The following is a 1215-nucleotide window of genomic DNA, read 5'->3' on the forward strand; positions in this document are numbered from 1 at the left end:
TTGTAGATTTACCTTTGCGAAATAATATTTGGTAATGAAGGAGTCAAACCGATTACTCAATGGTAACTAGATACTGAGGTTATGTTTGGTTGCTCCTTCATGACAAATGCTGATAACGAACAGTTCATTGGGTCTTAGAACCCGTCTTACAATGTTGTTTATAGGCATTTAATTGTTTCATTTTTTTTCTTTTCATTATGAGTACTTATCTTGGAATCGACGTTAGTAGTGATTTTATTCACATTGCTTACCAAACTGATAAGGATTGGGTTTATACCAAAGTTGCCAACGAACTCAAAGCCATTGACGAGTGGATAAGCACCATGCCAGCCGATATTCATGTCATCTTTGAATATACTGGCACTTACTCTCATCGCTTGGCATACGGCTTGTCTTTACGAGAAAAAACTTTCAGTATCATTACCCCTTCTCAAAGTAAAGGCTTTGCTGCTTCGCTGAAAAACAAAGCTAAAACCGATGCTCAAGATGCTAAAGTACTGGCACAGTATGGTTCAAAAATGCAACCTGAACCTACTACGTTGACCGATGAAACACTTCATCAAAAAAAGCAAACCTATAAGCACTACAATGACTTGATGGCTCAAAAACAAGCTGTTAGCAACAAGATTCATGCCCTAAGCTTCGACCCAAGAGCTTCTAAAGATGTCATTGAAAGCTTAAAAGTTATCAGTCAGGTTTATCAGCAACAAATTGAAACTTTTCAAGCACAACTCTTCGATTTGAATGATGATGACTTTAAGCAACTTAAAGACAAACTCATGCAAATCAAAGGCATTGGTGAAAAAGCCGCAACGGGTATTATCATTCAAACAAATGGACTCAAAAATTTTCATTCTGCCAAAGCTCTTGCTGCTTTTCTAGGACTGATACCAACAACCAAACAGTCGGGAACTTCCCTGAAAAGTAGAGGAAGTTTAGTCAATACCGCTTGTAAACAACTCAGAACCGTACTCTTTTGTGCGGCTCATTCGGCAGCCAGATTTAACTTAGATTGCAAAGAACTTTACATAAGACTTATTGCAAATGGTAAAACCAAAAAAGCTGCTAAAATGGCTGTCGCTCACAAATTAATTAGACAAGTTTTCGCAATTGTTAAAAACAATACTGTATTTCAAAATGATTTTCAGGCTAACAGAATGGCGCTCGCAAAATAATATTTGCCTTACTATTTGGTTTTTAACACAGTTCATAACC

Annotated in this window: 1 protein-coding gene; it reads left to right on the plus strand. The window is 37.0% G+C overall.

Annotation, left to right across the window (positions count from 1 at the left end):
* Positions 1-197 precede the first annotated feature (197 nt).
* Positions 198-1175: an IS110 family RNA-guided transposase gene (locus AC23N5_RS31405; protein ID WP_487758562.1), complete on the plus strand. Its 978-nt coding sequence runs from the start codon at positions 198-200 to the stop codon at positions 1173-1175.
* Positions 1176-1215 lie beyond the last annotated feature (40 nt).

It is taken from the genome of Runella sp. R5_40, from assembly GCF_057652295.1.

What these genes read in the sequence shown, in the direction of transcription:
- AC23N5_RS31405 (WP_487758562.1), top strand. Translation starts at nt 198, where the DNA reads ATGAGTACTTATCTTGGAATCGACGTTAGTAGTGATTTTATTCACATT.